The sequence below is a fragment of the Bacillota bacterium genome (assembly GCA_040754675.1).
Classification (GTDB): Bacteria; Bacillota; Limnochordia; order Limnochordales; family Geochordaceae; genus Geochorda.
Genome location: JBFMCJ010000241.1, coordinates 1 through 6,308, shown reverse-complemented (window position 1 = coordinate 6,308; position 6,308 = coordinate 1). Strand labels below are relative to the sequence as shown.

The window sequence follows — 6,308 nt, the reverse complement described above, 5'->3', positions numbered from 1 at the left end:
GCGGGCGGCGTCCGGGCCGGGCGGCCGCGGCGGCTCCCGCGCAGGCTCAGCTGCCCGAGGCAGCCACAGCGCCGGCGGCGGCCACCCCGGACCTGGGCTCCATCGCGCGCAGCCTCGACCAGCTCACCGAGCTCACGCGGTCGCAGCTTGGCGCCATCGTGGACCGGCTGCAGAAGGTCGAGTCCCGCCTCAATTCCATCGAGCAGCGCCCGGCGGGCGACGTGGCCGTGGACCAGGTTCTGGAGAGGCTCGGCCAGGTGCTGCAGGAACGGGGCCGGACCATGCGCAGCCGCGAGCGGGTTCGCTCGGCTGTTCAGGAATTCCTCAAAGCTATCGATGAGAATCTGTGAGAGCCTGGTGGGCGGCAGGGGACGGCGGCAGGCTCGCCAGGCCAAATAGCACGACGCTGGCCTGTGAGCCAAGAGGGGGGAATCCCTTATGAGCATGCGGCGACCTTGGTGGGGGGCCGCTGCCGCTGCGCTCGCCGTCCTGGCCATCGCCGGGACCGTTGGGGCGCAGGCGGCGCCCGACGAAACCCCGTACTTCATGCTGGGCGACCCGATGCCGTCCAACCCCGCGGCCGTTCCCTGGCGCGTCATGGTGCTGACCGGCGGCCCTGTGGCGGCCGAGATCTCGTCGAACAAGTGGTCCGTGGGCGACGTGGCCGCCTTCGTGTCCAACCTGGCGGCCGGCCGGGATGCGTGGGGCGGCCTGGCGCTGGCGCCGGGCGAGACCGAGGAGCTTGGCTGGGTGGCCGGCGGCCGCGCCCAGGCGAACATCGTCGCCTTTCAGCTCAGCTACGGGCTGGTGACAACGGGTAGCGGCTCGCTGACCGAGGGCTTCGTCAGGCTCATGCGGGAGGCTTCGGCCGGCAAGATAGAGGGCGGCGAGTACCCTCTGGAGGGAACGAACCTGCGCGGCCAGGCGTGGCAGGACCTGGCGCTACGCGCGAACGCCCCCGTGCCGATCATCCCCAGGTTCTTCGGGCTTCGCAAGCTTTCCGTGGGGGTCGGCGTCCACTTCCTGTCGGGCGTGCATTACTTCGACATCGGCGCCAGTGGGACCGTAAATGACCCAGACGCGAAGCCCCAGATAACCTTCCTGCAGGCTTCGCAGGCCCAGGGGCGGGCGTTCGACGTGGGCGTGGCGGCCTCTCTCAGCCGTCGGCTGTCGGTGGAGGCGGCCTATGTCGGAGCCGGCGCCCTTAACTGGACCGGTGTCAAGACGGCCACGATTACTGAGGGCAACATCGGTAGCCTTGACAGCCCGCCATGGGAAGAAGCGCCTCCGTTCACCTACGATCTCCCGGCGGTCGCGCTGGTCGGGGTGCACCTGCGGCCGCTGCCGGTGGGCCTCCTCCAACTGAGCGGCTACTACGCCATAGTGGGCGTCAACCGCCCCGAGCCGGCCTTCACCCGCCTGCAGGGCGAGGCCAGCGTGAGCGCCCTCGGCCTCGTGCGGGCTTCGCTCGGCGCCGCCAAGGATTCCAACGAGCAGCAGGCGCGGGTCTACGGCTCGATGGGGGTCGGTCTCGGGGCCATCGGCCTGACGGTGCGGGCCACCAACCTCCAGGAGATAGCCAAAGGGACCCATGCCAGGTCGTTGGGCCTGGCCGTGATGGGTAGCCTGGGCTTCTAAAGGTCAAAGAGAGGGGCAACGAGAGCTGGCGTCACCGGCTGATTGGTGGGAATCGGCGGTCACTTTCCAGGCGCCCGTCCGCCTCCAGATGGGGGCGGGCGCCTGCGCGCGTCTTGGCGAACTGGCACGCGCCTACGGCACGCGCGCCCTGGTGGTCACCGGCCGAAATGCCGCCCGCCGCACCGGCGCCCTTGACCGGGTGCTGAACGCTCTGCGCTCCGCCGGGCTCGAAGCCGAGGTCTTCGACCGTGCGCAGCCCAACCCGCTGGCGCCCGTCGTCGACGAGGGGGCCGAACTTGCTCGCTGCACCGGAGCCCACCTGGTGGTTGGCCTCGGCGGCGGCAGCGCCCTGGACACGGCCAAGCTCGTCGCCGTGATGGCGAAGAGCGGCGGCTCGGCGTGGGACTATGCCCCCGTGCACGGGCCCAACCGGCGCCGCCCCACCGAGGCCCTGCCCATCCTCGCCGTGCCCACGACCTCCGGCAGCGGCAGCCACGTGGACGCCACGGCGGTCATCACCAACCCCGCGACCCAGGAGAAGCCGGGCATCTGGCACCCTCTCATGTACCCGAAAGAGGCCGTAATTGACGTCCAACTCCTGGCCTCCATGCCCCCAGCGGTCACCCGCGCCAGCGGCCTCGACGTGCTTTTCCAGTGCATCGAGCCCTACGTCGGCCGGCGGGCGTCGCCCTTCACCGACACGCTCGCCGAACAGGGGATGCGCCTCGTGCGCCGCTACCTGCTCCGGGCTTACCGTGTCGGCTCCGACCTCGAGGCCCGGGCTGCCATGGCCGTGGCAGACACCCTGGCGGGCATCGCCATCGACCAGGCCGGCGTGGGGCTGATCCATGCCCTCGAACACCCGGTCAGCGGCCGCTTCGGCGCCGTCCACGCCGAAGGGCTGGCAGCCCTGGCCCCGGCCGTCATGGAATTCAACCTTCCGGAACGCATCGGCCGCTTTGCCCGCATCGCTCAACTCCTTGGCGAGCCCACCGGCGACCTCACCCCCGAGCAGGCGGCCCGCCGTGCTGTCACGGCCGTCGAGCGGCTGCTGGTGGAACTGGACGCGACCTGGGGTCTTTCCGACTTCGGCGTGAAGGAGGACGACATCCCCCGCCTGGTGGACGACGTCCTGCGAACGATGAAGGGCAGCGCCACCAACAACCCCCGCCAGGCCAGCGCCGCGCAGCTCGCCGAACTCTACCGGAGGTCCCTGGCCCCCCTCGGCCAGCGCGGTTAGCTGCCGGCCCGAGCAACGGCGGGCGTCAGCCGCTCGACGACGCGCTCGACGTTGCTTTCTGGAGGGTTGCAGACCGTACCCCGGCAAAGCACGAAGCGCACGCCGCCCGGCTCCGGCTGCCACCGCACTTCCAGGGCGGGATGGGGGAGCCCGACGAGGCGCGCCAGCGTGCCTCGCACCTGATCGAGTTGCGGCGCCAGCAACGTGACCGTGGCGCTCCCGCCGTCCAGGCTGTCCAGGGCGCACCACAGCGCCGCCGTTGCGGATACGTGCTGTACCATGACCGGCCAGCAGGCCTCGATGACCCGGCGCCCCCGCTCGAGCTGCTGCGGATCGTCAAGCAGGGCAAAGAGGCGCGCGTGGGCGGCGGCCATCGCCGCGTTCGGCGAAGGGGTGGCCTGATCCCAGAGGTCGCGCGGGCGGGCGAGCGGCGAGCGGTGTTCGGCGCTGCTGAGAAAGTAAACCCCGTTCTCGCAGAAGCGGCTCACGGCCTGCTCGGACAGTTCCGCCGCCCGGTCGAGGTAGGTCCGCCTTTGTGTGCACCGGTACAGATCCAGCGCGGCGTGGATGAGGAAGGCGTGGTCGTCCGCAAAGGCGGGCACGGCCTCCGCTCCCGCCGCCGGCGTGTGGAGCAGGCCCAGTTTCGGGTGCGTGAGCCGTTCCTCGACGAACTCCCACCCCTCCCCGGCCGCCCTCAGGTAGCGCTCCGGTGCGGAGCCGATGCCCGCCTGATAGCCAGCCACCAGGGCCGACAGCGCCAGCGAGTGCCAGCCCAGCAGCACCTTGCCGTCCCGGGCGGGCGGCTGGCGGTGCTGCCGCCGGTACGCCTTCATGCGCGACCAGGCCTCGCCCAGCCGCCCCAGGTCCGGTTCGGGCAGGCCCGGCATGTGGCCCGGCACCGTCTGGGCTTCTTCAGTCCAGCCCGGCGGGCCGTCGCGGGCCACGCGTTCGAGGTGAAGGGCCGCCTGGGGGCCGATTGCGAAGCGAAGGCAGATCTCCTCGGCCAGCCGGTCGTCCTGAAGCGCCGCCTTCACCTCGTCGGGGCGCCAGCGGTAGAAGGCCCCCTCCTCCGGGCGCCCGTCCGCACCCGGGGAGTCCGCGTCCAGTGAAGCCGCAAAGCCCCCGCCGGGCAGGCGCATCTCGTCCAGCATGAAATCCAGCGTCCGCGCGGCCACGGAGAGGAGGGCAGGCCGCTGCCACAGCCCGACCCGCACGTAAAGCGGCACCAGCAGCGCGTTGTCATACAGCATCTTCTCGAAGTGGGGGAGTTGCCACCATCGGTCCACGGCGTAGCGGTGAAACCCCCCGCCCACCTGATCGAACACGCCGCCGAGCGCCATCCGCTGCAGCGTCAGCAGGAGGTGGTCGAGCGACGGGCGGTGGCCGAACCGCCACGCCGCCCGCAGCAGGAGTTCGAGCCCGCAAGCATGCGGGAACTTGGGCGCCCCGCCGAACCCCCCGGCCTCCCGGTCGGCCTGCCGCAGCAACGCCCCGGCTGCCGTAACCAACTCGCCCGCCGAAGGTTCCTGCCCGGCGGGCTGCGCCGCCTCTCTTCCCTCGCCCGGCCCCTCGGCCTCCCGCTGCACGGAACCGGCGGGGTCGAGCACCTGGCCTACCGCCTCGGCCAGCCGCGCCGCCTGCCGCCGAACCTCCTCCGGCCGCTCCCGGTACGCCCGGGCGCACGCTTCCAGAACCTGGGGGAATCCCGGGCGCCCGAAGCGCGGCCGAGGCGGGAAATAGGTGCCCGCATAGTACGGCATCAGGTCGGGTGTCAGGAAGACGGTGAGCGGCCAGCCGCCCTGGCCGGTGAGAAGCTGGCAGACGACCTGATAGACCTGGTCGACGTCGGGGCGTTGCTCCCGGTCGACCTTGATGCATACGAATTGCTCGTTCATGAGCCGGGCGATTTCGTTATCCTCGAACGACTCGTGCGCCATCACGTGGCACCAGTGACAGGCGCTGTAGCCGATGCTGAGCAGGATGGGCCGGTTCTCCCTGCGGGCGCGCTCGATCGCCTCAGGCCCCCACGGGTACCAGTCCACGGGGTTGTAGGCGTGCTGCCGCAGGTAGGGGCTGGTGGAATCCACCAGCCGGTTGGGCTTTCTGGCACCGGCGCTCTCAGGCATGGGCCGCCCCCTCTCGGACGCCTGCAACAGTCTAGCTTATCCCGGGGCGGCCCGCCCGCGACGGCGTGCCGGCAGGAGTGGACGACAGTACCCAGAGAAATCCTGATCAATCCGAGGTAGCACGGAGGTCGAGTGCCGTGGGCTGGCTCGTGGTGGTGGGCGGTTACCTGCTGGGCTCGATCCTTCCGGCCGAATGGGTGGTGCTGCGCCGAACGGGCCGCACCCCGCACCAGTTGAACGACAATCCCGGCGGTGCGGGCGCCTGGCGGCTGGCCGGGCCGGGCTGGGGAACGGTCGTCGCCCTGTTCGACCTGGCCAAGGGGGCCGTGTCCGTAGCCCTCGCCGAACGCCTCGGCCTCTCCGGCGGATGGCTTGCCGCCGCCGCCGTGGCCCCGGTGGCCGGCCACAACTGGCCGTTCTACAAGGGTTTCAGGGGCGGCCGGGGGCTCGCCGCCGCGACCGGCGCGCTGTTCTGGCTGGCGCTGCCGCAGATGTTGCCCGCGTACGGGATCGGCGCGGCCGCGGCCCTGTGGCGCCGCTGGGTGCCCATGGTGGGCGTCGTGGCCTTCCCCGTTGGGCTGGTGCTCATGGTGAGGGCCTCCGTCCCCGCGGATCGGGTGCAGGCGGCCTTTCTCGTGATGCTGGTCGTGGCCGTCCGGCAGCTTCCGTGGGTCTGGGAGCGGATCAAGGCCCCCGGGCGAAGCCACCTGGCGTGCTGACGGGGGGCGGCCGGTACCGCTGCCATCCGTCACCTCCGCTGGGCATGTCCCTTGACGCCTGCTAGGGGCTCGGGATACCCTACCCTAGGGGGTAACGGTATCTCATGGTGCGCAACCTGGCTTCATGGGATCGCTGGCTTCGGGCCATCGCAGGGCTCGCCCTGCTCGCCATCACGGCTACCTGGGCCAGCCCCTTCCGCTGGGTCACCCTCGTGGCGGCCGTCGTGCTGGTGGCAACGGCCGGCGTGGGATACTGCCCGGTTTACGGGGCCTGCCACATCAGGACGTACAGCACGGACCATCCCGAGCAGCGCAAAGCCTGAAGCTCGGCGGCAACCTCGGCGCCATCCCGTCCCCGGCCGCGGCGCGGCGCCCTCGGGCATGCGCCATCGGCCGGGCCCGGCGGGACCGACCCCCGAGTTGGCCTTTCCGGGCCGACCGGGGGTAGCCTCCCGGCGAGAAGGAGCCGAGTGTCATCCAAAGGCAGCGGTTTCGTGATGGTACAGTCTCGGAATGCAGGGAAGTCCGGTAGTAGTCGGGGCTTGAGTGAAGCAGACCTTCACCGAAGTCAGGCTTGGAGCCCCA

Annotated in this window: 6 protein-coding genes; 5 read left to right on the top strand and 1 reads right to left on the bottom strand. The window is 71.1% G+C overall.

The genetic code is table 11. The annotated features are described in order from the left end of the window. The 3 genes from AB1609_13720 to AB1609_13710 form a co-directional block, all read left to right on the top strand. Positions 1-350: hypothetical protein (locus AB1609_13720; protein MEW6047517.1), on the top strand; the 350-nt coding region annotated here is incomplete at its 5' end. A gap of 88 nt (positions 351-438) precedes the next feature. After that, positions 439-1,638 (top strand): hypothetical protein, encoded by a 1,200-nt coding sequence (locus tag AB1609_13715; GenBank protein MEW6047516.1) that lies wholly within the window; start codon positions 439-441, stop codon positions 1,636-1,638. Positions 1,639-1,663: 25 nt separating this feature from the next. After that, the gene (locus AB1609_13710) at positions 1,664-2,878 is read left to right on the top strand and encodes an iron-containing alcohol dehydrogenase (protein MEW6047515.1); all 1,215 of its coding nucleotides are present in this window, start codon (positions 1,664-1,666) and stop codon (positions 2,876-2,878) included. Here the strand turns inward: AB1609_13710 and AB1609_13705 are convergent. Next, the gene (locus AB1609_13705; protein MEW6047514.1) at positions 2,875-5,004 is read right to left on the bottom strand and encodes a thioredoxin domain-containing protein; all 2,130 of its coding nucleotides are present in this window, start codon (positions 5,002-5,004) and stop codon (positions 2,875-2,877) included. The genes AB1609_13710 and AB1609_13705 overlap by 4 nt on opposite strands. 137 nt (positions 5,005-5,141) lie before the next feature. Here AB1609_13705 and AB1609_13700 point away from each other — a divergent pair, with 137 nt between their 5' ends. Further along, positions 5,142-5,723, top strand: coding sequence for a glycerol-3-phosphate acyltransferase (locus tag AB1609_13700; protein ID MEW6047513.1), 582 nt, complete (start codon positions 5,142-5,144; stop codon positions 5,721-5,723). Positions 5,724-5,827: 104 nt separating this feature from the next. After that, positions 5,828-6,046: a DUF2892 domain-containing protein gene (locus AB1609_13695; protein ID MEW6047512.1), complete on the top strand. Its 219-nt coding sequence runs from the start codon at positions 5,828-5,830 to the stop codon at positions 6,044-6,046. Positions 6,047-6,308 lie beyond the last annotated feature (262 nt).